The following is a 24002-nucleotide window of genomic DNA, read 5'->3' as shown; positions in this document are numbered from 1 at the left end:
TGGATTACTTTTCGACGACCGCGAACAGGTCGTCTTCCTTCATCACCAGCAGTTCGTCGCCATGGACCTTGACGGTCTGGCCGCTGTACTTGCCGAACAGAACGCGGTCGCCGACCTTCACGTTCAGGGCGATCACTTCACCCTTGTCGTTCTTCTTGCCGGGACCCACTGCCAGCACTTCGCCCTGGTCGGGCTTCTCGGCGGCGTTGTCGGGGATCACGATGCCCGAAGCCGTCTTGGTTTCGTTTTCGAGGCGCTTGACGATCACGCGATCGTGCAGGGGACGCAGGTTCATACCAACTCCTAAATCATCAACAAAGTTGAAACAAAGACTTGCCGGCCCGGCGGGCCGGCATTCGAAGCAATGTGGGACAGAGGATTGTTAGCACTCATACCCAACGAGTGCTAATAATAAGGCAATTCGGCCAGGTTTCAAGGGGTAGGGCCGGATGTGCCGCAAGACGGCACATCCGGCGCGGAGTGCGGAACGCCACTGATCTTTAGTTTTTTCGGGGCGCGCCCGCGCTGGCCAGCGGCGAAGCGCGGCCTGCAGGAGCACACAGAACTTCCGGCGAAAGGCTGTCGCTGAATCACCATGCAGCCTTGCGGGCTGTGACCTAACGTCGCATCGAAGGCGCCCTGGCCGTGGTGCTGAGCGCACCCAAGATCAGCCAGCCGTGCAGAGTGACTGCCCTTGATCAGGCGCGAACGAGACCGAGGCCTCGTCTGGTGACCTCTGTGGTCAGAGGGAGAAAAGCTCCGCCTTCGTGGCACGATGACGGGCCAGTCCTAAAGGGGAGCTTCACCAGGTCGGGTGCGGATGAGGAGCGAAGCATCTGGCGATGCCGCCAGCCCTGAAGCTTGGATGACCACCATGTGGCTGCAACTGATAGGTCACGAGGTGGCCGTGAGCAGCAGCAATCGCTGCGGAGCAGTTGGCAACTGCAGACTTTCTAACGATGGCATCAGGCTGATCTACGCCCTTCACTGTGCAAAGCGAGAGTGACAGGGACGACCAACACCTGCCGTTGAAGGCTTCCATTGTTGGACGACCGCTTCACCGTTTGGAAGTGGCCAGTCGATTCTTCGGTGCGCCGTGCCTCGCCTCGAAGGCCCCATTTCGCGCTGCACCGCTGATTCCTGTCTACTCAATGCCGTCGCTCCGACTGGTTTCAACGAAGGTGGCATCAGCCCACGATGGTGCTCGCGCCGAGCGTCCGCACTCAGGCGTTGGTGCGCAGGTTGGTGCAATGACGATGTAGGATTTGGATACAATGAAAATAAGAAGCATTCTTGTTTGCCGCTGCATATTGCCCCGGTGCCTTTCCTCCTGCTTCACTCGTGCCGCTTTCCCATGCCCGCCGCCGACCGCGCCCTTGTTCCCGATGTCGCCACTCTCTACTCCGACCACCACGGCTGGCTGCTGGGCTGGCTGCGCAAGCGCCTGGGCAATGCCTTTGATGCGGCCGATCTGACCCAGGACACCTATGTGCGCCTGCTGGGCCGCAGCGGCGCCGAGATCCAGGCCATTCGCGAACCGCGTGCCCTGCTGATGACCATTGCCCAGGGTCTGGCCGCCAACCTCTACCGCAAGCGCTGCGTGGAGCAGGCCTATCTGGACGCCCTGGCCCTCATGCCCGAGGCCGTGGCCCAGTCCCCCGAGCACCGCGCCATCGTGCTGCAGACCCTGGTCGAGGTGGACCGCCTGCTGGCCCTGCTCCCACTGCCCGTGCGCCAGGCCTTTTTGCTGTCGCAGATCGACGGCATGAGGCAGGCCGACATCGCGGCTGAACTGGGCCTTTCCGTGCCCACCGTGCGCCGCCATATCGCGCGGGCCGTGGTGCAAGTCTGCTTTCTGGACGACGACGGCGCATGAGCCTGCCCATTCCTCTTGCGGTGCGCGAGCAGGCCGCCGAATGGCTGGTGGAGCTGCAGTCCGATGATCACAGCGCCGGCACGCGCGAGATGCTGGTGCAGCGCCTGCAGCACTGGCGCGAATCCCATCCCCACCATGAGCGCGCCTGGCTGCGCATAGAGGCCATGGGCGCACGCCTGCAGCCGCTGTCCGGTACGCCGGCCAGCGTGGCCCTGGCCCAGGCCGCGCGCACGGCACGCGGGCGCGGGCGGCGCTTGGCGGTGCGCAGCCTGGCCGTGCTGCTGTTCACGGGCGCGGGTGCCGGTGCCGTGGCATGGAGAGGTCCGGCATCCTCGGGCGACTGGCTGGCCGGCCTGGGGGCGGACCTGCGCACGGGCACGGCCCAGCGGCGCAGCCTGCGCCTGCCGGACGGCACCCAGCTGCAGATGAATGCCGACAGCGCGGTCGACCTGGATTTCAGCCCGCAGCAGCGCCTGGTGCGCCTGCGCGGCGGCGACATCGAGGTGGCCACGGCCCAGGGCCTGAAGGATAGTGCGCCGCCCTTGCTCGTCGAAACCCGCCATGGCCGCATACGTGCCCTGGGCACGCGCTTCGTCGTGCGCCAGCGCGGCCAGGGGCCCAGCCGGGTTGCGGTCTTTGAAGGCGCCACGGAGATCGCGCCCCGCGAACGGCCCGGCCACCTCCATCTGCTGCAAACAGGCCAGCAGGCGCAGTTCGACGCTCAGGCCACCACGCCGGCCGGGCCCGCCGATCCGGCCCTGGCAGCCTGGACGCGCGGCATGCTGGTGGCCCAGGACATGCCGCTGGCCGAGTTCCTGGACCAGCTGTCGCGCTACCGGCCCGGCCACCTGGGCTGCGATGGCGCCGTGGCGCAGCTGCCCGTCAGCGGCACCTATCCGCTGGCCGACACCGACCAGGTGCTGGCCATGCTGCTGGCCACCCTGCCGGTGCGCCTGCGCACGGCCACGCGCTACTGGGTGGTGGTCGAGCCGGCCTGATTTCCTGGCTCTTGTCGATCCTGGCTGATCGCTTTTCGCGTCTCGCGGGGCAATGGAGATGAAGCGCTTTTTCCTGCGCCCGCATTCCATTGCCAACCATCCAGGACCGAGGGACACGCACACCATGGGCCATCACCCGACTTTTCGCGCCACACGACTGGCATTTCAACTGCGGCAGGCCTTGCGCCCCGCCGTTCTGGCACTGCCGCTGGTGGCGGTGCTTGCCCCGGCGCAGGCCCACGCACAGGCACAGCCCCACGCCCAGGCAGTGCAGCGCTACGACATTCCTGCCGGGCCGCTGACCGCCACGCTCAATCGCTTTGGCGCCCAGGCGGGCATCCTGCTGTCCTTCTCCACCGCCCAGACCACAGACAGGACCAGCCCCGGCGTGCAGGGTGATCGAACCGTGGACCAGGCCCTGTCCGCGCTGCTGGCCGGCACGGGCCTGCAGGCCCTGCCGCGCGAGGGCGGCGGCTTTGTGGTGCGACCGTCCCTGGCCGTGGGAACGCCCACCGGCGCGGCCACGCTGGCCGAGGTGCGCGTCACCGCCCAGGCCGAGCGCAGCGCCGTCACCGAGGGCACGCAGTCCTACGCCGCCAGCGAATCGCGGGCCGCCACGGGCCTGTCCCTGTCGCTGCGCGAGACGCCGCAGTCGGTCAGCGTGATCACGCGCCAGCGCATGGACGACCAGGGCATCGTGCTGCAGGAAGACATCGCCCGCCAGACCACGGGCCTGAGCTATGCGCAGTATGGTCCCACGGGCGGCGACACCAACCAGTTCTTCGCGCGGGGCTTTCAGATCAAGAACTTCCAGGTCGATGGCGTCAACCGCCTGTTCAGCGACTACCCGGCCATCTTCCAGACCAGCGACATGGCCATGTTCGACCGCGTCGAAGTCGTGCGCGGCGCCTCGGGGCTGATGAGCGGCGCGGGCACGCCCGGCGCCACCATCAACCTGGTGCGCAAGCTGCCCACGGCCGAGTTCCAGGGCAGCGCCAGGCTCACGGCAGGCTCCTGGGATTTCGCACGTGCCGAGGTGGATCTGTCATCGCCGCTCAACGCCTCCGGATCGGTGCGCGGGCGCATCGTGGCCGTGTCGCAGAACCGCCATTCCAAGGTCGACTACGAGCAGGACCGCAGCCGCTCGCTGTACGGCGTGGTGGAGGCTGACCTGTCGCCGTCCACGCTGGCCACCGTGGGCTTTTCCGCGCAGGACTACGACGCTTCTGGCGTAGGCCGTGGGGGCCGGCCTTTCTTCTACACGGATGGCACGCGCATCGATTGGAGCCGCTCCGCGTCCTCGGGCGCGCGCTGGGCCTCGGCACGGCGGGACTACCGCAGCGTCTTCGCCTCGCTCGAGCACCGCATGGCCAGCGACTGGCGCCTGAAGGCCATCTACACGCTCGACCGCAGCAGCTATGACGAGATTCCGGGCTGGACCAATGAACAGCCTGTGGACCGCACCACCGGCGCAGGTGCCGGCCTGTGGGCCGCCTGGTGGACGGGGCGGCCTCGGCAGGACACGCTGGATCTCACGGCTTCCGGTCCCTTCCAGCTGCTGGGACGCCAGCACCAGGCCGCCTTCGGCGCCAGTGTGGCGCGCACGCGCAACGACAGCGGCTCGCATGGCCGCTGGGCCTTCCCTGGCTGGGACAACACCATAGACAACCTCTTCACCTGGGATGGCCGCACGCCGGTGCAGCCCGACAACCCGGTACTAGGCCGCAGCGCGGCCGTGGAACGCAGCAGCAGTGCTTACGGATCGCTGCAGCTGCGCCCCACGGACCGGCTGTCCGTCATCGCGGGCGCACGCATCACGAACTGGAAGCGTCGCGACAGCTACACCGATTTCGCCAGCGGCGAGACCAGCGGCAGCGCCATGGCCGAAAACGGCAAGCTCACGCCCTTCGCCGGCCTGGTGCTGGACGTGGGCCGCGATTGGTCGGCCTATGCCAGCTATACCGATATTTTCCAGGCGCAGAGCAGCCTGGACATCCACGGCAAAAAGCTCGATCCCCTACTGGGCCGCAGCTACGAGCTGGGCCTCAAGGGCGAGCTGCTGGACAAGCGCCTGCAGGTGGGCGCCGCCGTCTACCGCCTGCTGCAGGACAACGTGGCCCAGGCCATCACGGGCAGCTACGCGCCCAATGGCGAGCAGGCCTACCGTGCCGTCAAGGGCGCCGAAACGCGTGGCTTCGAGGTGGAGATGACCGGCGAAATCCGCCGCCACTGGAACGCCTCCGTCGGCTTTGCCCGCAACATCGCGCGCGACGCCGAGCGCAACCGCCTGAACCCCGAAATCCCGCGCAACACCCTCAAGCTGTTCACCACCTACCGCCTGCCTCACATAGGCCACGGCCTGACCGTGGGCGGCGGCGCGCGCTGGCAAAGCGGCACCTGGAGCGACCTCTCCTTCCTGGGCCTGCCCAACGTCAGCCGTGTCGAGCAGAAAAGCTATGCTGTGGCCGACCTGATGGTGCAATACGCCATCAATCCGAAGCTCACGGTCTCGGCCAACCTCTACAACGTCTTCGACCGCAAGTACCAAGGGGTTTCGACCTCGTCGTACTACGGGGAGGCGCGGAATATGCGCGTGGCGGTGTCTATGAAGTTCTGAAATGATTTCAGCTGCGCCCCGTGTGAACGTCGTCAGCATCAGTGGATGTGCTGTCCGCCGTTGATGGCGATGTTTGCGAGGGTAGAGCTGTCAGGGTGTCATGGCGAGCCTGGCCGTCCATCCGTGTTTCGGGACTGCAAGTTTGAGTGGGGGTGAGACGATCACTGGCACGGGGCGAGCGCCCGGAGAATGTCCTAGCCTTCGAGTAGCCCCACCATTTGGGCCAGCGCTTGTCGCAGGGGCTAAGGACTGCTTGGCGCCATGCAGCGTGAGTTCGCCCGGCGGCGGGGGGCGGCAGCTGCCGAGGCAAAGCCGACACCGACAGGCCTGCGACAAACGACTGCAACGGGTAGCTGCCACACAAGAGCCCATGGCAACCCGCGACGCCGCCGCACATCGGCCCTGAGCCCTTGCGCCTCGGCCGATAGCTCGCTCCTCAGCCTTACTGGTCTAAAAAACTAAAGTCCAGTGGCGCGTTTTCCGTACAGACGAAAGTCCAGTGGCGCATCTCTCTAAAGATCGATGGCGCATGGCTTGCGAGGACGTGAGAAATCAACGAGTTATCTGCGTGACGCGCTGCGTGTTCAGTGGCGTTCCGCACGGAGCTTGCGCAATGGAGCCGCACGGCCGCCCTCATTTTTTTCAACAATAATTCAACAATAGTTGTATTATTGATGCATGCAAGAAACCCAAGTCATCCGATCGCTTTCGGCCCTGGCCCATGAAGCGCGCCTGCGCGTTTTCCGCGCCCTGGTAGTCGCCGGCCCTGCGGGGCTTACGCCCAGCGCCTTGGCCGAACAGTTGGGTATCGCACCCAACGCGCTGTCGTTCCACCTCAAGGAGCTGTCCCATGCCGAGCTGGTCAGCCAGGAGCGCCTGGGCCGCAATGTGCTGTACCGGGCGTCCTTTGCGGCGATGAACGACCTGCTCGCCTACCTCACCGAAAACTGCTGCCAGGGCGCCGCATGCGCCACGGTGGATGCCTTGCCCTGCAACTGCTGAACGGAGTCCACGATGAAACGCTTCCATGTCCATATGCACGTCGACGATCTGGCCAAGAACATCGCGTTCTATTCCCAGCTGTTTGGTGCCGAGCCCGCCCGCGTGGAAAGCGACTACGCGAAGTGGATGCTGGATGAGCCCCGGGTGAACTTCGCCATTTCGACGCGAGGCGAGAAAGCCGGCCTGGACCACCTGGGCTTCCAAGTGGATGAGGCCGAGGAGCTGGATGCGCTCAAGGCACGCGCCAGGGCCGCCGACCTGGCGATGCTCGACGAAGGCGCCACCACCTGCTGCTATGCACGCAGCGACAAGCACTGGATCACCGATCCCCAGGGGATTGCCTGGGAGCACTTTCATTCGCTGGAGAACATTCCCGTGTTTCACGAGGCCCCTGATGCAGCTGTCGGAGCCAGCGGCGCGTGCTGCGCGCCGACGGCCCCGCGCCAGGCGGCCGCATCTGCCTGCTGCGCCCCAGGCACCGTAGCTGCCTCTTCCTCCAAGTCCTGCTGCTAAGCCACCATGTCTGATTCCATCACCCCCCTGAATGTCCTGTTCCTGTGCACTCACAACTCGGCGCGCAGCATCCTGGCCGAAGCTTTGCTCAACGACATGGGCAATGGGCGCTTCAAAGCGTATTCGGCCGGCAGCAGCCCCCGCGCGAATCAGCAGCCCAATCCCTTGAGCTTGCAGGTGCTGCAGCGTGCCGGCGTATCTGTGCAGGGGCTGCGCAGCAAGAGCTGGGATGAGTTCGCGGCCCCGCAGGCGCCGCAGATGGACCTGATCATCACCGTCTGCGACAACGCAGCTGGCGAGGTCTGCCCGATCTGGCCCGGCCACCCCGCCACCGCCCACTGGGGATACGCCGATCCCTCGCAGGGAGACGCATCTGAAGAGGTCAAGCTGGAAGCATTCCGACAGACTCTGCACATGATGCGTCGTCGTCTGGAGCTGCTGGTCAACCTGCCCGACGACAAGCTGGAAAAGGCAAGGCTGCAGGGCACCGCCCGCGAACTGGCCTCCCACTGACGCCCCCTTCGTCCACGAATGCGCGCCTTCTGAAACCCGAATCTCCCAGCACCGTGCTCATGGCAGTCCTGATCTTCATCTCCACCCTTGTGCTGGTTATCTGGCAGCCGCGCGGCCTGGGCATTGGCTGGAGCGCCTCGCTGGGCGCGGTCGTTGCCCTGCTGGCCGGCGTGGTGCATCTTTCCGACATTCCAGTGGTCTGGGGCATCGTGTGGAATGCGACCGCCACCTTTGTAGCCGTCATCATCATCAGCCTGCTGCTTGACGAGGCCGGCTTCTTCGAATGGGCCGCGCTGCACTTCGCACGCTGGGGCGGAGGCCGGGGCAGCAAGCTGTTCGCGTTCATCGTGCTGCTGGGTGCGGCTGTGTCCGCCTTGTTCGCCAACGACGGCGCCGCCCTGATTCTCACGCCCATCGTGATGGCCATGCTCGTGGCGCTGGGCTTTTCGCCCTCCGCCACGCTGGCATTCGTCATGGCGGCAGGCTTCATCGCCGACACGGCCAGCCTGCCGCTGATCGTCTCCAACCTGGTCAACATCGTCTCGGCCGACTTTTTCAACATCGGCTTCAACGAATACGCCTCGGTAATGGTGCCGGTCAATCTCGCCTCGGTGCTGGCCAGCCTCGCCATGCTGATGCTGTTCTTTCGGCGCGGCATTCCCGCAACCTATGACCTGGCCCAGCTCAGGCGCCCGGCCGATGCGATCCGCGATCCGGCGACCTTTCGCGCGGGCTGGGTGGTTCTGGTCCTGCTGTTGGTCGGCTTCTTCGGGCTGGAGCCGCTGGGCGTGCCTGTCAGCGCGGTCGCGGCCGCAGGTGCCGCCCTGCTGCTGGCCGTGGCGGCACGCGGCTGCGTCATCAGCACCCGCAAGGTGCTGCATGGCGCGCCGTGGCAGATCGTCGTGTTCTCGCTGGGCATGTATCTGGTGGTCTACGGATTGCGCAATGCCGGGCTGATCACCTCTATCGCATCCGTTCTGGACCGCTTTGCCCAAGGCGGCGTCTGGGGCGCAGCCATCGGCACGGGGGTGCTCTCGGCCCTGCTGTCGTCTGTGATGAACAACATGCCCACCGTGCTGGTGGGTGCGCTGTCGATCGATGCCTCCAGTGCCACCGGCGTGGTCAGGGATGCCATGGTCTACGCCAACGTGATCGGCTGCGACCTGGGCCCGAAGATTGCGCCCATCGGTAGCCTGGCCACGCTGCTGTGGCTGCACGTGCTGGCCAGCAAAGGCATGACCATCGGATGGGGCTACTACTTCAGGGTCGGTACGGTTTTGACGGCCCCCGTGCTGCTCATCACGCTTGCCGCCCTTGCGCTGCGCCTGAGCGTGGCTGCCTGAATTCCCTCACAGAACCCATCTGCCATGAGCACCATCACGATCTATCACAACCCCGCCTGCGGCACATCGCGCAACGTGCTGGCCCTGATCCGCAACAGCGGCGAGGAGCCCGCCGTCATCGAATACCTCAAGACACCGCCCGACCGGGCCACGCTGGAGCGGCTGCTGGCGGACCTGGCCCTGCCTGTGCGGGAGGTTCTGCGGCAAAAAGGTACGCCGTATGACGAGATGGGCCTGGGTGACCCGGAATGGACCGATGCCCAGCTGATCGACGCCATGCTCCGGCACCCTATCCTCATCAATCGCCCCATTGTGGTGACGCCACTGGGCACGCGCCTGTGCCGGCCATCCGAGGTGGTGCTGGACATACTGCCGCGTCCCCAGCAAGGGGCATTCTCCAAGGAGGACGGCGAAGCCGTCATCGACGCGGCAGGGCAGCGTGTGGCAAAGCACTGACTTGCCAGATCCGGCCCCTGCGTGGCCAAAGGTGGCGAGGCAGCAACGACCTGCCGCTGTGGCGCGCCGAAGCCTCAGCGGCGCCCCGCTCCTGAGCCTGCTCACCACCCGGGGCGGCTCACGATCCCTTCGGCCGCTGCCTTGAAGTTCGCCATGACTTCATCGATCGGCTGACCCATCTGCGCATGGACGATGGCGCCATCCGCCACCAGGGTGAGCGCAGCGCCCACGGACACGGAACGGCCACCGAACAGGCGATCCAGCACGGACGACATTTCCTGCTTGTGCCGCCGGACCGTCGCCAGGATCTCAGGGTCGGACGAGCCCAGTTCGGCAGCGGCATTGAGAAAGGCGCAGCCCCGAAAGTCGGGCTGGCCGAACCAGCTCCTGAGGGTGGTGGACAGGGCATCCAACGCTGACGAGCCCCCGGCGGCCTCCTGCGCCAGGCTGGCCTGGAACCAGGAAATCCACCGTTCATGGCGGTAGTCGAGGTACGCCCGGATCAGGTCGTCCTTGCTGGCGTACTGGCGGTAGAAGGTGACTTTGCTGACCGACGACCGCTCGATGATCCGGTCCACGCCCGTGGCCCGGATGCCCTCCGCGTAGAAGAGGCCATGGGCTGCCACCAGGATGCGCTCGCGGGGCGGCAGTGACTCGAGAGATGGTTGGGAAGTTTTCATGAAGACATTGTAGACAGATCGTTCCACCTCCGTTAGAGTGGCGCATGTAGACAGATCGTTCTACATCTTTTCAAAGGTCACATCATGGAAACTCGCCCACCCCTGCCCCCGTTCTCTCTCGCAAGCGCCGTCCAAAAGGTCCGTCTGGCCGAGGATGGATGGAACACACGCGATGCGGCCGAGGTCGCGATGGCCTATACCCCCGACACGAAATGGCGCAACCGGGCGGAGTTCGCCAACAGCCGCGCCGAGGCCCAGGCCCTTCTTGAGAGGAAGTGGAAGAAGGAGCTGGACTACCGGCTGATCAAGGAGCTTTGGCTGTACGCGGAAAACCGGATCGCAGTCCGCTACGCCTATGAGTGGCACGACGATGCCGGGAACTGGTTCCGGTCGTACGGCAACGAGAACTGGGAGTTCGAGGCCGACGGTCTCATGCGCCGGCGCTTCGCATGCATCAACGACATGCCCATCCAGGAATCGGAGCGCAAGTTCCACTGGCCGCTGGGGCGTCGCCCCGATGACCACCCCGGTCTGTCCGACCTGGGCCTGTAGGCAAAGCCCCGGGCCACGTCCCTGGGCAGCCAGCCGCTGCCGCGATGGCCTGGGCGGGAAGGCGCTCCGCCTTACCGACTCAGCGCCTTGCGGACCTCCGCCTGGAACGCCTCGCTGTTGCGAAGGCGCAGGTACTCCTGGTATGCGGCCCGATATTCCTGCGTTTCGACTCCGTAGGAGATCGATATCTCCGCATGGCGGTCCAATCCGGCGCGGCGCCAGAGTGCGAGATCGGCGATGACTTCGGCGCGGGAAAGCGCTGCGTCCGATGTGGCTGCCGAGGCGTCTTGCGGCTGCGAATGGGCTGCGAAGCAGCTCGAGAAGGCGATGGCCGCAAGCGCCGGCTTCAGGATGCGTGCGGCTGCAGCAACGGTGGGGGAGGGGGTTGTGTTTGGCATGGTTTGACGGATGGGGGTGGGTGGAGCCGGGCCATGGCTTCGGCCGCCCGCGTGGGCAGGGCGCCCGGGCCGCATGTCCCGCAGGGGTGTTCAGTTGCTTTGCTGTGTGTGGAAAGGGGGCTCCTTTCGGGAAGTGGCAGGTTCAGGGGGCAACGCTGGCGGGAAGACCGTGGCTGGCGGCCGCCAATGCCCTGGAAGGCTCCGGCGTCCAGCCGCCGCCCAGCGCCTTGAAGATCGCCACCGTCGAGCGCGCCGACTCCATCCGGGCCTGCGCCTGTGCATCCAGCACGCCCAGCAGGCTTTCATCCGCCTGCAGCACCTCGATCAGGCTGACCACGCCCTTGTCGTAGGCGGCGCCTGCGGCCTGCCGGGCCCGCGTGAGCGCATCCGCGCCCCTGGCGAGCACGGCCATCAGCTCCTGCCGCTTGTCCTGAGACACCAGGGCGTTCTCCACCTCTTCCGTGGCGCGCAGTACCGACTGCCGGTAGGCGGCAAGGCTTTCCGCCTCCTGTGCCTGCGCCTGGTGGATCTGTGCGTTGATGCGACCGAAGTCGAACAGCCGCCAGCGCAGGCCGCCCACAACGCTTGCCTGCGACGCGCCGGCGCTGAAGAGATTGCCCGCGGAGATGGAGGTGGCGCTGCCGATCAGGCCGCTGATCGACAGCTTCGGGTAGTACTCGGCGATCGCCACGCCGATGCGTGCGTTCGACGCTGCCAGGCGCCGCTCCGCCGCTATGAGGTCCGGGCGTCTCCGCAGCAGATCGCCGGGCGCCTCCGCCAGGGAAAGGGTTGGCAGCACGGGGACCGGGCGGGGATCGGCCAGCTCTGCCCGGTGCGTGCCGGGTGCCGTGGCCAGCATCACGTCCATGGCGTTGAGGGCGGCTTCGAGCGCGTTCTCCAGCGGCGGGATGGTTGCTTGCGCCCGCGCAAGTGCCCCCTCGACCTGGCGCAATTGAAGCTCTGATGCCAGGCCTTTGCCAAACCGCAGTTCGACGATGGAGCGCAGTTGCTGCTGGGTCCGCACTTGCGAGCGTGCCACTGCCAGCCGCGCCTGCAGGCCGCGAATCTGGATATAGATGTCCGCAGTCTGGGCGGCCACCGCGAGCCGCACGGCAGTGGCGCCGGCTTCCGATGCCTGGTACTCGGCCAGGGAAGCCTGCCTGGCCTTGCGCAGGCCACCGAAGAGATCAAGCTCCCAACTGGCCCCGAGGTTGGCCTCCTGGGCGCTGCCGTAGCGATCGAACCCCGGCATGGAGTCGAGCACCCGGCCCAGCGGAGTCTCGACCGACTGATAGCTCCTGGCCGTTTGCGCCGAGACCTGGGCCGACGGCAGCAACGCAGCTGCCGCCGCGTCCAGCCCGGCGCGTGCCTGAAGCACGCGGCCAGCGGCCTGGGCAACATCCAGGTTCTGCTGCAATGCCGCCGTGACGAGGCGCGCCATTAGCGCATCGCCAAAGGCTGCCCACCAGGCTGCAAGGTCCGTGGGGGAGTCCGGCGAGGGAGGCTTGCCCTCACCCAGAACGCGGCCCCCCATGTAGGCCTGGGGCAGGGCCGTGGCGGGCGGCTGGTAGTCAGGGCCTACCGCACACCCTGCACAAAGGCTGGCGAGCATCAGAAAGACGGGGGCGGCAAGACGCGGCATGTTCAACAGTCAGAAGCGTGGTGACGCTGTGACTATATTCCAAAATGGTCACTTGCATAGTATTTTTTTGATGGAGTAAGCTAGGCCGCATGAGCACCACCAACGTCTATCCGACCTCTGCGCGCGGCCCGGTCGAACACGATGTCCGGCAACAGATCGTGACTGCGGCGAAAGCGCATTTCAGCCGCTACGGCTACGAGAAAACCACGGTGTCCGACCTTGCCAAGGCCATCGGCTTTTCCAAGGCCTACATCTATAAGTTCTTCGAGTCCAAGCAGGTCATCGGCGAGATGATCTGTTCCAACTGCCTGATGGAGATGGAGGCGGAGATCCGCCAGGCCGTCGCCAGCACGGATGCGCCTCCCGAGCAGCTGCGGCGCCTGTTCAAGGCGATCGTCGCTGCCACGCTGCGGCTTTTCTCCGAGGACCGCAAGCTGTACGAGATCGCCATTTCGGCGTCGGCCGAGCGCTGGCAGGCAGCGCAGGCCTATGAGGAACGCATGCATCAGCTGCTGCTGCAGGTGCTCGACGCCGGGCGCCAGCGGGGCGATTTCGAGCGCAAGACGCCGCTGGATGAAACCGGGCGCGCCATCTTTCTGGTCATGCTCCCCTATCTGAACCCGGTGATGCTGCAGCACAGCCTCGACCATGCGGACGAGGCGCCCGCACAACTGGCCGGATTGGTGCTGAGAAGCCTGTCGCCCTAAATCCTGCAGTTGTGACCATTGACATAAATGGTCACTAATCACAGAATCGGGTCCTGCTCATTGATCGGGACCCCCTCATGCTTCGGCACCGCCATCTGTCCATCGCCGCTGTCGGCGCACTGTCACTTGCACTCGCAGCCTGCGGCAAAAGCCCGCCGCCGGATCCGCGCACCCAGCCACCCCTCGTTCGCACCGTCCTGGTAGCGCCAGGCAATGCTTCCGAGCGTGTCTTCACCGGCACCATCGCGGCCAGGGTGCAGGGCGATCTTGGATTTCGCGTGGCCGGCAAGGTGCTCGAGCGCCTGGTGGATACAGGCCAGACGGTCAGGCGCGGCCAGGCATTGCTGCGCCTCGACCCGGTGGACCTGAAGCTGGCCGCCCATGCCCAGCAGGAGGCCGTCGCAGCCGCCAGGGCACGGGCTCAGCAGGCCAGCGACGAGGAGCAGCGCTACCGGGACCTGCAGGGAACGGGTGCCGTTTCGGCCTTGGCCCATGAACAGATCAAGGCGGCCGCGGATGCCGCCCGCGCCCAGCTCAGGGCGGCCGAAGCGCAGGCCGCCGCAGCGCTGAACGCCAGCCGCTACGCCGAACTGCTGGCCGATGCCGATGGCATCGTGATGGAAACACTTGCCGAGCCTGGCCAGGTCGTCAGTGCCGGCCAGGTGGTCGTGCGCCTCGCCCATGCCGGCAGGCGCGAAGCGGTCGTCCAGTTGCCCGAGACACTGCGCCCCGCGCTGGGCTCGGCGGCCCAGGCCCGCCTGTTCGGCAGGGAGGATGTGGTCATCCCCGCCAGACTGCGCCAGCTGTCCGATGTGGCCGACCGGGCCACCCGCACCTTTGAGGCCCGCTATGTGCTGGACGCCGGCGCGGCGGCCAGCGCCCCGCTGGGCAGCACGGTCACGCTCAGGATTGGCGGGACATCGACATCGACATCGACGGCCGGCAAGTCAACCCTGCAGGTCCCCATCGGCGCCATCCTCGACGAGGGCAAGGGCGCCGCTGTCTGGGTGGTGCAGGGCGATCAGGTCAGGCGCCAGCCCGTCACCGTGGTTCAGGTGCAGGACGGCAATGCCCAGGTGGTGGGTGCGCTCGACCAGGGGGACCGGATCGTCGCGCTCGGCGCGCATTTGCTGAGCGAGGGGGCGCAGGTGCGGCTGGACAGCGAGGCGCCGGCGCCTTCAACGGCAACAACGGCAACAACGTCCACGGCGTCCTCCGTGTCCAAGGGAGTGTCCCGTGAGTGAAGGCCGTTTCAACCTGTCGGCGCTTGCCGTCCGTGAGCGTTCCATCACGCTGTTCCTGATCCTGCTGATTTCGCTGACGGGTGTCTTTGCCTTCCTGAAGCTGGGCCGGGCGGAGGATCCGGCCTTCACCGTCAAGGTCATGACCATCATCACGGCCTGGCCTGGCGCCACCCCGCAGGAAATGCAGGACCAGGTGGCAGAGAAGCTGGAAAAGCGCCTGCAGGAGCTGCGCTGGTATGACCGCACCGAAACCTTCGTCAGGCCGGGGCTGGCCTTCACCACGCTGACCCTGCTCGACTCCACGCCCCCCGGCGAGGTGCAGGAGGAGTTCTACCAGGCCCGCAAGAAGCTCGGTGACGAGGCCCGCAACCTGCCGGCAGGCGTGATCGGCCCGATGGTGAACGACGAGTACGCCGACGTGACCTTTGCGATCTACGCCCTCAAGGCGCGCGGCGAGGAGCCCCGGGCGCTGGTGCGCGATGCCGAAGCCTTGCGCCAGCGTCTTTTGCATGTGCCGGGCGTCAAGAAGGTCAACATCGTCGGCGAGCAATCCGAGCGGATCTACGTGGAGTTCTCGCACGAGCGCCTGGCCACGCTGGGCATCAGCCCGCAGGACGTCTTCGCGGCATTGAACAACCAGAACGCACTCACGCCTGCCGGGTCGGTGGAGACCCAGGGACCCCAGGTGTTCATCCGCATCGACGGGGCGTTCGACGCGCTGCAGAAGATCCGCGACACGCCCATCGTGGCCCAGGGCCGCACGGTCAAGCTGTCCGACATCGCCACCGTCCAGCGCGGCTACGAAGACCCCTCGACCTTCATCATCCGCAACGGTGCGGAGCCTGCCTTGCTGCTGGGCGTCGTCATGCGCGACGGCTGGAACGGGCTGGACCTGGGCAAGGCGCTGGACCGGGAGGTGGGCGCCATCAACGCAGACATGCCGCTGGGCATGGGCCTGACCAAGGTGACGGACCAGGCCGTGAACATCAGCGCCTCCGTCGATGAGTTCATGCTCAAGTTCCTGGCCGCGCTGCTGGTCGTGCTGGTGGTGTGCTTCGCCAGCATGGGCTGGCGCGTTGGCGTGGTGGTGGCTGCGGCCGTGCCGCTGACGCTGGCGGCCGTGTTCATCATCATGGCCGCCACGGGAAAGAATTTCGACCGCATCACGCTCGGCTCGCTGATCCTTGCGCTGGGCCTGCTGGTGGACGACGCCATCATCGCCATCGAGATGATGGTGGTGAAGATGGAGGAGGGCTACGACCGCGTGGCCGCGTCCGCCTACGCCTGGAGCCATACCGCGGCGCCCATGCTGTCCGGAACGCTGGTGACGGCGGTGGGCTTCATGCCCAACGGATTCGCACGCTCCACGGCGGGCGAGTACACCAGCAACATGTTCTGGATCGTCGGCATCGCGCTCATCGTGTCCTGGGTGGTGGCCGTGGTGTTCACGCCCTATCTGGGCGTGAAGATGCTGCCCCCTCTCAAAAAGGTCGAAGGCGGACATGCGGCGATGTATGGCACGCCCCGCTACGAGCGCCTGCGGCGCGTGCTGGGCAAGGTGATCGCCCGCAAGGGCATGGTGGCCGCAGTCGTGGGCGGGCTCATGGTGGCTTCCGTGCTGGGCATGTCCATCGTGAAGAAGCAGTTCTTTCCCATCTCCGACCGGCCCGAGGTGATGGTCGAGGTGCAGATGCCCTACGGCACCTCCATCGGCCAGACGAGCGAGACCACCCGCACGGTGGAAGCCTGGCTGCTGCAGCAGCCCGAATCGGAGATCGTGACCGCCTATATCGGCCAGGGCGCACCGCGCTTTTTTCTGGCCATCTCCCCTGAGCTGCCCGACCCGTCGTTCGCCAAGATCGTCGTGCGCACCGCCAACCAGGCGCAGCGCGACGCACTCAAGCTCAGGTTGCGCGAGGCCATCGCCCAGGGACTGGCCCCGCAGGCGCAGGTGCGCGCATCGCAGATCGTGTTCGGGCCGTACTCCCCGTTCCCCGTGGCGTATCGCGTCTCCGGCCCCGACCCGCAGCGGCTGCGCGACATTGCCGGCCAGGTGCACCAGGTGCTGCACGACAGCCCGATGATGCGGACCGTGAACTCCGACTGGGGCGTGCGCACCCCTGTCATGCGCTTCACCCTGGACCAGGACCGGCTGCAGGCCATGGGCCTGACCTCCGCGGCGGTCGCGCAGCAGCTGCAGTTCCTGCTCAGCGGCGTGCCCGTGACCACCGTGCGCGAGGACATCCGCACCGTGCAGGTGATGGCGCGTTCTGCGGGCGGCACCCGCCACGATGTGGCCAGGGTCGGCGACTTCACGCTCACCAACGCCACTGGCCAGCGCATACCGCTGTCGCAGCTGGGCGAGGTCACCGTGCAGATGGAGGAGCCCGTCATGCGCCGCCGCGACCGCATGCCCACCATCACGGTTCGCGGAGACATCGATGACAGCCTGCAGCCGCCCGATGTCTCGGCGGCCCTCACCCGGCAGCTGGAGCCCATCAGGAAGGCGTTGCCTGCGGGCTACCGCATCGACGAGGCCGGCTCCATCGAGGAATCCGGCAAAGCCATGACGGCCATGCTGCCCCTGTTCCCGATCATGATCGCCATCACGCTGATCATCATCATCTTGCAGGTGCGGTCGATATCGGCCATGGTCATGGTGTTCCTGACCAGCCCCCTGGGATTGATCGGCGTGGTGCCGACGCTGATCGTCTTTCAGCAGCCCTTCGGCATCAATGCACTGGTGGGGCTGATCGCGCTGTCGGGCATCCTGATGCGCAACACGCTGATCCTGATCGGGCAGATCCAGCACAACGAGCAGGAGGGGCTTGCGCCGTTCCAGGCGGTGGTGGAGGCCACCGTCCAGCGCGCCCGGCCCGTGATCCTGACCGCGCTGGCGGCGATCCTGGCCTTCATCCCGCTGACCCAATCGGTGTTCTGGGGAACGCTGGCCTATACGCTGATCGGCGGCACGCTGGCCGGCACGGTGCTGACGCTGGTCTTCCTGCCCGCCATGTACTCGATCTGGTTCAGGATCAGGCCCGGCGAATCCCCGCGCTGATCCACGGCAAATGCGCCAGCGGCCCGGGCCGATTGGCCACAATGGCGCATCCCGTTCCAGGCTCAGGAGGCCATGCATGTCCGATATCCGCTGCGGCGATTCCACCCACCATCGCACCTCTTGGGGCCGCCGCTGCGCGCGCGCCGCCGCACCCGTGCTGGCGGCGCTGCTGCTGTCGCCGCTGGCCCAGGCAGCGCTCAAGGTGGGCGACACCGCGCCGCGCTTCACCACGCCGGCCGCGGTGGCGGGCAAGGCCTTCGATTTCGACATGGCCGCCACGCTCAGGAAGGGGCCGGTGGTGCTGTATTTCTTCCCCAAGGCCTTCACCCAGGGCTGCACCATGGAAGCCCACGCCTTTGCCGAGGCCACGCCGCGTTTCGCGGCCATGGGCGCCACGGTGGTGGGCATGTCGCATGACGACATCGATACGCTCAAGCGCTTTTCCACCGAGGCCTGCCGCGACCAGTTCGCCGTGGCATCGGACCCGCAGGCGCAGACCATCCGCGCCTACGACGCCTCGGCCGCCGCCAACCCCCAGCGCGCCGACCGCATCTCCTACGTGATCGGGCAGGACGGCAAGGTCCGCTTCGTGCACATGGGCTCGGACCCGGACGAGCATGTGCGCCAGACCGAGGCCGCGGTCAAGCGGCTGACCGGAAAGTAGCCCGCCGCGCGGCCCCTGTCAGGGGCCGTTGCCCTCGCCGGCCAGGATCTCGGCGTATTCCTCGTCCGTGAACAGCCTGGAGCGCGTGTGGAAGGCCTTGCCCGTGCTGCCCTCCAGCGAGAAGGTGCCGCCCTGGCCCTCGATCACGTCGAGGATGAGCTGGGTGTGCTTCCAGTATTCGTACTGCGACTTGCCGATGTAGAAGGGCGCGCCGCCCACCTGGCCCAGCAGCACGTCCTGGGCGCCTATCGTCAGCTCGCCGGGCAGGTAGCAGTTGGCGGCGCTGTTGTCGCAGCAGCCGCCGGACTGGTGGAAGAACACCGGCCCGTGCTGCGCCTGCAGGTCGGCGATCAGCGCCAGCGCGGCCTCGGTGGCAATCACTTTGTCAACCATGGGGTGGTCCTTTCCTGGACGGCCGGCCGCGCTGCGCGCCGCCGGCCGCATTCACCTGGGAAGAACTTCAGAAGAAGCCCAGCTTGTTCTCGCTGTAGCTGACCAGCAGGTTCTTGGTCTGCTGGTAGTGGTCCAGCATCATCTTGTGGGTCTCGCGGCCGATGCCCGATTCCTTGTAGCCGCCAAAGGCCGCGTGCGCCGGGTAGGCGTGGTAGCAGTTGGTCCACACGCGCCCGGCCTTGATGGCCCGACCCATGCGGTAGGCCACGTTGCCGTTGCGGCTCCACACGCCCGCGCCCAGGCCGTAGAGCGTGTCGTTGGCAATGGCCAGGGCCTCGGCCTCGTCCTTGAAGGTGGTCACGGCCAGCACGGGGCCGAAGATTTCCTCCTGGAAGATGCGCATCTTGTTGTGGCCCTTGAACAGCGTGGGCTGCACGTAGTAGCCGCCTTCCAGGTCGCCGCCCAGATGGGCCTGGCCGCCGCCGGCCAGCACCTCGGCGCCCTCCTGCTTGCCCAGGTCCAGGTACGACAGGATCTTGGTGAGCTGCTCCTTGGAGGCCTGCGCGCCCATCATGCTGTCGGTGTCCAGCGGGTTGGCATGCCGGATGGCGGCCACGCGCTGGAGCACGCGCTCCATGAAGCGGTCGTAGATGCTTTCGTGGATCAGCGCGCGGCTGGGGCAGGTGCAGACCTCGCCCTGGTTGAAGGCGAACAGCACCAGCCCTTCGACGGCCTTGTCGAGGAAGGCATCGTCCTTGTCCATCACGTCGGCGAAGAAGATGTTGGGCGACTTGCCGCCCAGCTCCAGCGTGGCAGGGATCAGGTTGTTGGCGGCGGCCTGGGCGATCACGCGGCCCGTGGAGGTGGAGCCCGTGAAGGCGATCTTGGCGATGCGCTTGCTGGTGGCCAGCGGCATGCCGGCCTCGCGGCCGAAGCCGTTGACGATGTTGAGCACGCCGGGCGGCAGCAGGTCGGCAATGAGCTCGGCCAGGATCAGGATGCTGATGGGCGTGGACTCGGCCGGCTTGAGCACCACGCAGTTGCCTGCGCCCAGCGCGGGCGCCAGCTTCCAGGCCGCCATGAGGATGGGGAAGTTCCAGGGAATGATCTGGCCCACCACGCCCAGCGGCTCCTGGATGTGATAGGCCACCGTGGTCTCGTCGATATGGCTGAGCGCGCCTTCCTGGGCACGCACGCAGCCCGCGAAATAGCGGAAATGGTCCACGGTCAGCGGGATGTCGGCATTCAGCGTCTCGCGGATGGCCTTGCCGTTGTCCACGGTCTCGGCATAGGCGAGCAGCTCCAGGTTGGCCTCGATGCGGTCGGCGATCTTCAGCAGGACGTTCGCACGCTCGGCCGCGCTGGTGCGGCCCCAGGCGTCGCTGGCGGCATGGGCGGCGTCCAGCGCCAGTTCGATGTCCTCGGCCGTGGAGCGCGCGGCGCGCGTGTAGACCTTGCCGCTGATGGGGGTGACCACGTCGAAGTACTGCTCCTTGACCGGAGGTACGAACCTGCCGCCGATGAAGTTGTCGTAGCGGGCCTTGTAGGCGATCTTGGCGCCAGCGGCGCCGGGTGCTGCGTAGACGGTCATGCTGCTTGTCTCCTGAGGATGCTTATGGGTCTGTTGTGATCGGGTGTGGATCGGGATATCCGGCCATGGCCGGACGGCAGACATGATTCAAAAGCCGTGCCAGCCCGCAGGCCGCAGGGCAGGTGCCCGCAAAGGCGCGCGGGACGTGGCTGCTGCGGGTATTCCCGTGCGCGTTCGCCCTGTGCCGTGACGTCGCGCAACAGGACAACTGTCCAGAAATGGAACAGTCGGGCGCCTGACCCGCCACTTGGCTTGCCCGGTGCCCGCCGGCCCCGCATACTGGCCCGCAACGCGGCGCAATGACGCCCGAGCAGGAGACAGCATGCAATCGAGAGCCTCCCTTGTGGCCTTGCGCCAGGCCCGTCACAGCCTGATGGAGTCGGGCCGCTGCCCCAGCGGCCTGGTGGACGAGCGCCTGGCGCGCTCGTGGCAGCGCTGCATCGAGCAGGGACTGCGTCCCACCGGGCGCCTGGGCGCCGCCGACAACCTGGAGCAGCATGCGCTGGGCGTGCTGCGCAGCCGCCACCATGCGCTGCTGGCGCATTCACGGCCCGTCATGGAATACCTGTCCGAGCAAGTGCGCGGCAGCCAGAGCGTGGTGGTGCTGGCCGGCCCCTGCGGCACCCTGGTGGATACCTGCGGCGACCCTTTCTTTCTGGGCAAGGCCGAGCGCGTGGCCCTGGCCAGCGGCGCGTCCTGGCATGAGGCGCAGCGCGGCACCAATGCCATCGGCACGGCACTGGCCGAGATGGACTCCATCGAAATCCAGGGCGGCGAGCATTTCCTGGAGCGCAACGGCTTTCTCACCTGCGCGGCCGCGCCCATCCTGTCGGGCACGGGCCAGCTGCTGGGCATCCTGGACATCTCCAGCGAATATGGCCGGGGCAGCCCGCACACGCTGGGCCTGGTCGGCACGGCGGCCCGCATGATCGAAAACCGCCTCATGGCCTGCGACGGCCAGCGCCACATCCGCCTGCACCTGCACGCGCGGCCCGAAGGCATTGGCACGGTGGGCGAAGGCATTGCGCTGATCTCGGGCGACGGCTGGGTGGTGGGTGCCAACCGCGCCGCTCTGGCTTTGCTGCGCCTGTCGCACGCGCAGCTGGGCAGCGTGGCGCTGGACCAGGTGCTGGACGCCAGCCTGCAGGAGCTGCTGTCACGCCAGCACCGCCAGCCCGATGCGGCCCAGCCGCTGCGGCGCCATGACGGCACGGCGCTGTTCGGCCAGCTGGTGCCGGACCGGCGCACCATCATGGCGGGGGCGGCGGCGCAGACAGTGCAGGAGGCGCTGGGAGCGCGGCAAGCGGGGGAAACACGGCAGGCCCCCCGCGATGCGCTGGCGCGGCTGGACACGGGCGATGCGCGCTGGCGTGCGGCGGCCGACAAGGCCCGGCGCGTGCTGGGCAAGCCGATTGCGCTGCTCATCCAGGGCGAGTCCGGCGTGGGCAAGGAATGGTTTGCGCGCGCGGCCCACGACAGCGGGCCGCGCCGCGACGGCCCCTTCGTGGCCATCAACTGCGCGGCCATGCCCGAGTCGCTGATCGAGGCCGAGCTGTTCGGCTACCGCCAGGGCGCCTTCACGGGCGGGCGGCGCGAAGGACAGGCGGGCCTGCTGCGCCAGGCGCACGGCGGCACCCTGTTCCTGGACGAGATCGGCGACATGCCGCTGTCGCTGCAGACCCGGCTGCTGCGCGTGCTGCAGGAGCGGCAGGTGGTGCCGCTGGGCGGTGGCACGCCCGTTGCGGTCGATTTCGCGCTGGTCAGCGCCTCCAACCGCAGGCTGCGCGAGGATGCCGACCAGGGGCGCTTTCGTGCCGACCTCTACTACCGCATCAACGGCCTGGCCGTGGAGCTGCCGCCGCTGCGCGAGCGGGGCGACTTCGAGGCACTGGCCGCGCGCATGCTGGCCGACATCGAACCCGCGCGCCCGCTGCGCATGGCACCGGCCCTGCTGGCGCAGTTGGCCGGCCATGGCTGGCCCGGCAATCTGCGCCAGTGCGCCAGCGTGCTGAGAACGGCCTGCGCCATGCTCGATCCCCATGAGGACTGCCTGCAGTGGCAGCACCTGCCCGACGACTTCCAGGCCGAGCTGGTGCAGACCGCCCGCAGCGGCCCCCGGCTCGACGCTGCGCCGCAGAGCCTGGATGAACTCTCGCGCTCGGCCGTGCGGCAGGCGCTGGAGAACTGCCGGGGCAATGTCACCCAGGCCGCGCGCATGCTGGGCATCAGCCGCCAGACGCTGTACCGCAAGCTGGCCCAGGACCGTGCGGCGGACGGCTTGCGGCTGCAGTGAGGCGCCTGCCGGTGCTCAGGCCTTGAAGGTGATCCAGGGCCTGAGCTTCACGGCGGCATGGATCAGGCCGGCCGCCTCCTGCGACTCGATGACCGGGCCGATGGGCTTGTAGGCTTCGGGCGCCTCCTCGATGCGGCGCTCCTCGCGCAGCGTCACGCATTGCCAGCCCTGCTCGGCCGCATGGCCTGCACGTGCCTCGGGGCGCAGCGCGCGCACGGCCTGGCGGCGCATGCGCCGCCCCGCGCCATGGCTGCAGGACCAGAGCCAGTCGGCCGCGCCCAGGCCCGTGACCAGGTAGGAGGCATCGCCCATGGACCCCGGGATCAGCGCGAAGTCGCCCTCGTTGGCCGGCGTGGCGCCCTTGCGGTGGATGTTCATGCCGCCTTGCTGCAGGACCACGTTGTGCGGCACATCGACCACCAGGCGCGAATCCGCTGCGCCCACGATCTGCTCCAGGTCCTTGCGCACCAGCTCGGCCAGCACAACGCGGTTGGCCCAGGCATAGCGCGCCGCCACGCCCATGGCCTGCAGGTACTCGCCGGCCAGCGGACCCGACAGGCCGTACAGGCCGCTGGCCGGGTGCTTCACGCCTTGCGGCCACTCGGCCCGGGCGCGGTCCATCCAGGCCTGGCCCACGTAAAAGCCCAGGTCGCGCGAGCCGCTGTGGATCATCACCGCCACGTCGCCCGCGCGCAGGCCCGAGCGGTAGGCCGCGTGGCGGTCCAGCACCTCATCGACCACCTGCAGTTCCACGAAATGGTTGCCCGATCCCACCGTGCCCAGGCACGGGTCGCGGAACACGGCATGGCGCTCCTGCAGATAGGCATGGGGCGCGTGGCGGGCGCTGCCAGCGAAGCTGTCCAGGCCGATGCAGGCGGCCAGTTCGCGGTGCAGGCGGTCCCTGTCGACATGGCCCCACAGGCCCTGGCCGCTCAGCCGGTCCACAAAGGCGGCCGGCCCGTGGTCGAACAGCGCGCGGAAGGCGGCCGTGGTCACGGGCACGTCGCGCCCGCTGCCCAGCAGGCTGGCGCTCAGCAGTTCCACCAGCCGGCCCTTGTGCGGCGCCAGCTGGTCCAGCCTTGCGCCCGTGGTCAGCAGGCGCACGCTGCAGTTGATGTCCGTGCCGATGGCGGCCGGAATGACGAAGTCCGATGGCGTGGCCACCACGCTGCCCACGGGCGCCACCGTGCCCGGATGGAAGTCGGGCGTGGCGCAGGCGCGGCAGACGGCGCCGTGGCTGCCCTGGCCGTCATGCCGGCGCACAGCCGCAAAGGCCAGCAACTGGCGCACGGCCTTGTCCTCCAGGGGAAGGCTGTCGGGAAGAAGAATGTGGGCCTCGGCCTGGCCATCGCGCACGTGGTAGATGCCGTCGCGATAGTCGAGAGAGATGCCCGTGCGTGCAAAGGCACGCTGGAGTCGTTGAGGAGTGCTCATGGCTGCAGATCCGCGAGGCCTGGTT

General features: G+C 67.3%; 21 protein-coding genes. 14 read left to right on the top strand and 7 right to left on the bottom strand.

Annotated features, from left to right (window positions below):
• Window positions 1-4: 4 nt before the first annotated feature.
• On the bottom strand, window positions 5-295 hold the full coding sequence (gene groES / locus AC5I49_RS28360; protein WP_016445456.1) for a co-chaperone GroES: 291 nt from the start codon (window positions 293-295) through the stop codon (window positions 5-7).
• A 1059-nt stretch (window positions 296-1354) separates the two neighbouring features.
• Here groES and AC5I49_RS28355 point away from each other — a divergent pair.
• The 8 genes from AC5I49_RS28355 to arsC all read left to right on the top strand — a co-directional run bounded on the left by AC5I49_RS28355 (window position 1355) and on the right by arsC (window position 9318).
• The gene (locus AC5I49_RS28355; protein ID WP_016445457.1) at window positions 1355-1876 is read left to right on the top strand and encodes a sigma-70 family RNA polymerase sigma factor; all 522 of its coding nucleotides are present in this window, start codon (window positions 1355-1357) and stop codon (window positions 1874-1876) included.
• Entirely contained in the window at window positions 1873-2874 is a 1002-nt protein-coding gene (locus AC5I49_RS28350; RefSeq protein WP_495790215.1) for a FecR domain-containing protein, read from the top strand. Before AC5I49_RS28355 ends, AC5I49_RS28350 begins: the two co-directional genes overlap by 4 nt.
• Before the next feature lie 58 nt (window positions 2875-2932).
• Complete coding sequence (locus AC5I49_RS28345; protein WP_495790214.1) at window positions 2933-5491, top strand: TonB-dependent siderophore receptor; 2559 nt, start codon at window positions 2933-2935, stop codon at window positions 5489-5491.
• A gap of 678 nt (window positions 5492-6169) precedes the next feature.
• Window positions 6170-6493: an ArsR/SmtB family transcription factor gene (locus AC5I49_RS28340; RefSeq protein WP_016445460.1), complete on the top strand. Its 324-nt coding sequence runs from the start codon at window positions 6170-6172 to the stop codon at window positions 6491-6493.
• Between the two features lie 12 nt (window positions 6494-6505).
• On the top strand, window positions 6506-7006 hold the full coding sequence (locus AC5I49_RS28335) for an ArsI/CadI family heavy metal resistance metalloenzyme (RefSeq protein WP_016445461.1): 501 nt from the start codon (window positions 6506-6508) through the stop codon (window positions 7004-7006).
• A 6-nt stretch (window positions 7007-7012) separates the two neighbouring features.
• Window positions 7013-7519: an arsenate reductase ArsC gene (locus AC5I49_RS28330; protein ID WP_016445462.1), complete on the top strand. Its 507-nt coding sequence runs from the start codon at window positions 7013-7015 to the stop codon at window positions 7517-7519.
• 53 nt (window positions 7520-7572) lie between these two features.
• The gene (locus tag AC5I49_RS28325; RefSeq protein WP_473210059.1) at window positions 7573-8862 is read left to right on the top strand and encodes an arsenic transporter; all 1290 of its coding nucleotides are present in this window, start codon (window positions 7573-7575) and stop codon (window positions 8860-8862) included.
• Between the two features lie 24 nt (window positions 8863-8886).
• Window positions 8887-9318, top strand: a complete 432-nt coding sequence (arsC, locus tag AC5I49_RS28320) for an arsenate reductase (glutaredoxin) (protein WP_016450895.1) — start codon at window positions 8887-8889, stop codon at window positions 9316-9318.
• 101 nt (window positions 9319-9419) lie between these two features.
• Here the strand turns inward: arsC and AC5I49_RS28315 are convergent, their stop codons facing one another.
• A complete protein-coding gene (locus tag AC5I49_RS28315) occupies window positions 9420-9998 on the bottom strand; it encodes a TetR/AcrR family transcriptional regulator (RefSeq protein ID WP_160852866.1) in 579 nt (192 codons plus the stop codon).
• An 84-nt stretch (window positions 9999-10082) separates the two neighbouring features.
• On the opposite strand from AC5I49_RS28315, the gene AC5I49_RS28310 reads away from it, so the two are divergent.
• Window positions 10083-10550 carry a nuclear transport factor 2 family protein gene (locus AC5I49_RS28310; RefSeq protein ID WP_495790213.1) on the top strand — a complete coding sequence of 156 codons (468 nt, stop codon included), beginning with the start codon at window positions 10083-10085 and terminating at the stop codon, window positions 10548-10550.
• Between the two features lie 71 nt (window positions 10551-10621).
• Here AC5I49_RS28310 and AC5I49_RS28305 read toward each other — a convergent pair whose 3' ends face one another.
• Complete coding sequence (locus AC5I49_RS28305) at window positions 10622-10948, bottom strand: DUF4148 domain-containing protein (RefSeq protein WP_016450897.1); 327 nt, start codon at window positions 10946-10948, stop codon at window positions 10622-10624.
• A gap of 142 nt (window positions 10949-11090) precedes the next feature.
• Window positions 11091-12590 (bottom strand): efflux transporter outer membrane subunit, encoded by a 1500-nt coding sequence (locus AC5I49_RS28300; protein ID WP_495790212.1) that lies wholly within the window; start codon window positions 12588-12590, stop codon window positions 11091-11093.
• An 89-nt stretch (window positions 12591-12679) separates the two neighbouring features.
• Here AC5I49_RS28300 and AC5I49_RS28295 point away from each other — a divergent pair, with 89 nt between their 5' ends.
• The 4 genes from AC5I49_RS28295 (at window position 12680) to AC5I49_RS28280 (ending at window position 18266) form a co-directional block, all read left to right on the top strand.
• Window positions 12680-13297 (top strand): TetR/AcrR family transcriptional regulator, encoded by a 618-nt coding sequence (locus tag AC5I49_RS28295; RefSeq protein ID WP_046240240.1) that lies wholly within the window; start codon window positions 12680-12682, stop codon window positions 13295-13297.
• 77 nt (window positions 13298-13374) lie between these two features.
• Window positions 13375-14541, top strand: a complete 1167-nt coding sequence (locus AC5I49_RS28290; protein WP_495790211.1) for an efflux RND transporter periplasmic adaptor subunit — start codon at window positions 13375-13377, stop codon at window positions 14539-14541.
• Complete coding sequence (locus AC5I49_RS28285; protein ID WP_495790210.1) at window positions 14534-17602, top strand: efflux RND transporter permease subunit; 3069 nt, start codon at window positions 14534-14536, stop codon at window positions 17600-17602. Before AC5I49_RS28290 ends, AC5I49_RS28285 begins: the two co-directional genes overlap by 8 nt.
• Window positions 17603-17678: 76 nt before the next feature.
• Window positions 17679-18266, top strand: a complete 588-nt coding sequence (locus AC5I49_RS28280; protein ID WP_016445472.1) for a peroxiredoxin — start codon at window positions 17679-17681, stop codon at window positions 18264-18266.
• Window positions 18267-18284: 18 nt separating this feature from the next.
• On the opposite strand, the gene AC5I49_RS28275 is transcribed toward AC5I49_RS28280, so the two are convergent.
• The gene (locus AC5I49_RS28275) at window positions 18285-18659 is read right to left on the bottom strand and encodes a DUF779 domain-containing protein (RefSeq protein ID WP_047326464.1); all 375 of its coding nucleotides are present in this window, start codon (window positions 18657-18659) and stop codon (window positions 18285-18287) included.
• Window positions 18660-18726: 67 nt separating this feature from the next.
• Window positions 18727-20250, bottom strand: a complete 1524-nt coding sequence (exaC, locus tag AC5I49_RS28270) for an acetaldehyde dehydrogenase ExaC (RefSeq protein WP_012207447.1) — start codon at window positions 20248-20250, stop codon at window positions 18727-18729.
• 322 nt (window positions 20251-20572) lie between these two features.
• Between exaC and AC5I49_RS28265 the strand changes: the two genes are divergently transcribed.
• Window positions 20573-22543, top strand: coding sequence for a sigma-54-dependent Fis family transcriptional regulator (locus AC5I49_RS28265; protein ID WP_244387833.1), 1971 nt, complete (start codon window positions 20573-20575; stop codon window positions 22541-22543).
• 15 nt (window positions 22544-22558) lie between these two features.
• Here the strand turns inward: AC5I49_RS28265 and AC5I49_RS28260 are convergent, their stop codons facing one another.
• Window positions 22559-23977, bottom strand: a complete 1419-nt coding sequence (locus AC5I49_RS28260) for an RtcB family protein (protein WP_495790209.1) — start codon at window positions 23975-23977, stop codon at window positions 22559-22561.
• Between the last annotated feature and the right edge of the window lie 25 nt (window positions 23978-24002).

It is taken from the genome of Delftia sp. (assembly GCF_059499305.1).
Note: the sequence above shows the minus strand (reverse complement) of the source record. Positions and strands in the feature narration are given on the sequence as shown.

Excerpts from the sequence above, each read along its gene's own strand:
- groES (WP_016445456.1), bottom strand. The coding sequence starts at position 295 with ATGAACCTGCGTCCCCTGCACGATCGCGTGATCGTCAAGCGCCTCGAA.
- AC5I49_RS28355 (WP_016445457.1), top strand. The coding sequence starts at position 1,355 with ATGCCCGCCGCCGACCGCGCCCTTGTTCCCGATGTCGCCACTCTCTAC.
- AC5I49_RS28350 (WP_495790215.1), top strand. The coding sequence starts at position 1,873 with ATGAGCCTGCCCATTCCTCTTGCGGTGCGCGAGCAGGCCGCCGAATGG.
- AC5I49_RS28345 (WP_495790214.1), top strand. The coding sequence starts at position 2,933 with ATGAAGCGCTTTTTCCTGCGCCCGCATTCCATTGCCAACCATCCAGGA.
- AC5I49_RS28340 (WP_016445460.1), top strand. The coding sequence starts at position 6,170 with ATGCAAGAAACCCAAGTCATCCGATCGCTTTCGGCCCTGGCCCATGAA.
- AC5I49_RS28335 (WP_016445461.1), top strand. The coding sequence starts at position 6,506 with ATGAAACGCTTCCATGTCCATATGCACGTCGACGATCTGGCCAAGAAC.
- AC5I49_RS28330 (WP_016445462.1), top strand. The coding sequence starts at position 7,013 with ATGTCTGATTCCATCACCCCCCTGAATGTCCTGTTCCTGTGCACTCAC.
- arsC (WP_016450895.1), top strand. The coding sequence starts at position 8,887 with ATGAGCACCATCACGATCTATCACAACCCCGCCTGCGGCACATCGCGC.
- AC5I49_RS28315 (WP_160852866.1), bottom strand. The coding sequence starts at position 9,998 with ATGAAAACTTCCCAACCATCTCTCGAGTCACTGCCGCCCCGCGAGCGC.
- AC5I49_RS28310 (WP_495790213.1), top strand. The coding sequence starts at position 10,083 with ATGGAAACTCGCCCACCCCTGCCCCCGTTCTCTCTCGCAAGCGCCGTC.
- AC5I49_RS28305 (WP_016450897.1), bottom strand. The coding sequence starts at position 10,948 with ATGCCAAACACAACCCCCTCCCCCACCGTTGCTGCAGCCGCACGCATC.
- AC5I49_RS28300 (WP_495790212.1), bottom strand. The coding sequence starts at position 12,590 with ATGCCGCGTCTTGCCGCCCCCGTCTTTCTGATGCTCGCCAGCCTTTGT.
- AC5I49_RS28295 (WP_046240240.1), top strand. The coding sequence starts at position 12,680 with ATGAGCACCACCAACGTCTATCCGACCTCTGCGCGCGGCCCGGTCGAA.
- AC5I49_RS28290 (WP_495790211.1), top strand. The coding sequence starts at position 13,375 with ATGCTTCGGCACCGCCATCTGTCCATCGCCGCTGTCGGCGCACTGTCA.
- AC5I49_RS28280 (WP_016445472.1), top strand. The coding sequence starts at position 17,679 with ATGTCCGATATCCGCTGCGGCGATTCCACCCACCATCGCACCTCTTGG.
- AC5I49_RS28275 (WP_047326464.1), bottom strand. The coding sequence starts at position 18,659 with ATGGTTGACAAAGTGATTGCCACCGAGGCCGCGCTGGCGCTGATCGCC.
- exaC (WP_012207447.1), bottom strand. The coding sequence starts at position 20,250 with ATGACCGTCTACGCAGCACCCGGCGCCGCTGGCGCCAAGATCGCCTAC.
- AC5I49_RS28265 (WP_244387833.1), top strand. The coding sequence starts at position 20,573 with ATGCAATCGAGAGCCTCCCTTGTGGCCTTGCGCCAGGCCCGTCACAGC.
- AC5I49_RS28260 (WP_495790209.1), bottom strand. The coding sequence starts at position 23,977 with ATGAGCACTCCTCAACGACTCCAGCGTGCCTTTGCACGCACGGGCATC.